The following is a 1,967-nucleotide window of genomic DNA, read 5'->3' as shown; positions in this document are numbered from 1 at the left end:
ACCGATCCGATGGAAGTCTCCAAGGCGGCCGCCGACTGGGCCTTTGTCGATGCCAAGGGTAAGCCCGGCGTCATTATCTTCACCGATTCCACCTATCAGATCGCCATCGCCAAGGCGGACCGGATGAAGAAGGAGATCGAAGATCTCGGCGGCAAGGTGCTCGAATATGTCGACACGCCGATCGCCGAGACCTCGCAGCGCATGCCGCAGCTCACCACGTCGCTGCTGCAGAAGTACGGCGATGAATGGACCCATTCGCTGGCGATCAACGACCTCTATTTCGACTTCATGGGGCCGTCGCTGGCGGCGGCCGGCAAGTCCGGCACCGACGCGCCGATCAACGTGGCGGCCGGCGACGGTTCGGAATCGGCCTACCAGCGCATCCGCTCCAGCCAGTTTCAGAAGGTGACGGTGGCGGAACCGCTGAACCTGCAGGGCTGGCAGCTGGTCGACGAGCTCAACCGCGCCATGGCCGGCGAGAAATGGTCGGGCTACATCTCGCCGCTGCACGTAGTGACCTCGGACAATGTCGAGTTCGACGGTGGCCCGGACAACCGCTTCGACCCTGGCAACGGCTACCGCGACGAATACAAGAAGATCTGGGGCAAATAGGCTTCGGCAGCATCTGTCGGAACAGCCAACGGCCGGCGGTCATCCTGCCGGCCGTTGGTCATTCCAAAAGCGTTCAAGCCGTGTGGCGCGCAATCACCTTGGGTGTCATGCCGACGACGACCCGGTCGTCCGCCGCGCGGCGGCCATTGAGCAGATCGAGCACCAACTCGGCCACGCGGATGCCGATCTCATGCGCGCCGACATCGATCGTGGTGATCGACGGCACCGACTGCTCGGCAAGGTCATAGGCGCCGAAGCCGGCGATCGCGACGTCGTCGGGCACACTGATGCCGCGCCGCACGCATTCCATCAGCGCGCCGAAGGCGGAAAGGTCGGACACGCACATCACTGCCTGCGTATCGGGCCAGCGCGAGATCATCTCGACCATGGCGGCCGCGCCCTCGCGCATCGAGATCGGCGGCACGCCGGAGGCGATGACACGCGAGGCGTCGAGGCCGCGGTCCTGCAGCGCCGCCAAAAAACCGCGCCGCCGGTCGAGGCCGCGCGTGTCGCGCGAGGTGTCGCCGCCGATGAAGCCGAGCCTCGAGTAGCCGCGCGCGACGAAATGATCGACCATCAGCCGCCCGGCCTCGGCGTTGGAGAAGCCGACGACATGGCCGATCGGGTCGCTCGGCAGATCCCACGTCTCCACCACCGGCACGCCGGCATTGGCCAGCATCTTGCGGCAGCGCGGCGTGTGGCGGCCGCCAGTGACGATGATCGCTTCCGGCCGCCGCTGCAGCAATTGCCCGACCAGGCGCTCTTCCTCCTCGACGTTGTAGTCAGTGAAGCCGAGCAGGATTTCCAGCCCGCTGTCGCGCAAACCTTCGGTCATGCCGCGCACCGTGTCGGCGAAGTTGGCGTTGTTGATCGAGGGTATCGTCACCGCGACGAAACCGGAGCGGCGCGAGGAAAGGTTGGCGGCAATGCTGTCGAAGACATAACCTAGCTCTTCAGCCGCTTGCAGGATGCGGTCTCGCGTGTCGGCGCTGACCGAGGCGTCGCGCTTGAAGGCGCGCGAGACGGTCATCGTCGAGACGTTGGCGCGATGCGCGACATCGGCCATGGTCGGGCGTTTGGGCGAGGACTGCATGGCCGTACGTTATCGATATCACAACGGAATGCAACGCGCCGCCGACGCTTATGCAAAGGCGATCTGGACCTTCATCGCCCGGCTGCGGTCATTGGCAAGCTCGAAGCCGGAAAGCGCCTCGTCGAACGCCACCGTGTGGGTGATCAGCGGCTTGACGTCGATCAGCTTCTTGCGCATCAGCCCGACGCCGACGGCGAATTCCGGATGGAAGCGGAATGAGCCGTTGATCGACAGTTCCTTGGCGGTGACCGTCGACATCGGC

At 65.0% G+C, this 1,967-nt stretch carries 1 protein-coding gene and 2 pseudogenes; 1 reads left to right on the top strand and 2 read right to left on the bottom strand.

What is annotated here, in order from left to right:
- Window positions 1–612: pseudogene (locus EN742_RS33370) on the top strand (sugar ABC transporter substrate-binding protein); the annotation flags it as partial.
- A gap of 73 nt (window positions 613–685) precedes the next feature.
- Here the strand turns inward: EN742_RS33370 and EN742_RS33365 are convergent.
- Both EN742_RS33365 and EN742_RS33360 read right to left on the bottom strand, forming a co-directional pair.
- A complete protein-coding gene (locus EN742_RS33365; protein WP_189347888.1) occupies window positions 686–1,705 on the bottom strand; it encodes a LacI family DNA-binding transcriptional regulator in 1,020 nt (339 codons plus the stop codon).
- 48 nt (window positions 1,706–1,753) lie between these two features.
- Window positions 1,754–1,967, bottom strand: a pseudogene (locus tag EN742_RS33360) (L-idonate 5-dehydrogenase); the annotation flags it as partial.

Origin of the sequence: Mesorhizobium sp. M4A.F.Ca.ET.020.02.1.1 (assembly GCF_004022645.1) — a bacterium.
In the GTDB taxonomy this organism is placed as follows: domain Bacteria; phylum Pseudomonadota; class Alphaproteobacteria; order Rhizobiales; family Rhizobiaceae; genus Mesorhizobium.
The sequence above is the reverse complement of the archived record's forward strand: the minus strand, read 5'-3'. Positions and strand labels throughout refer to the sequence as shown.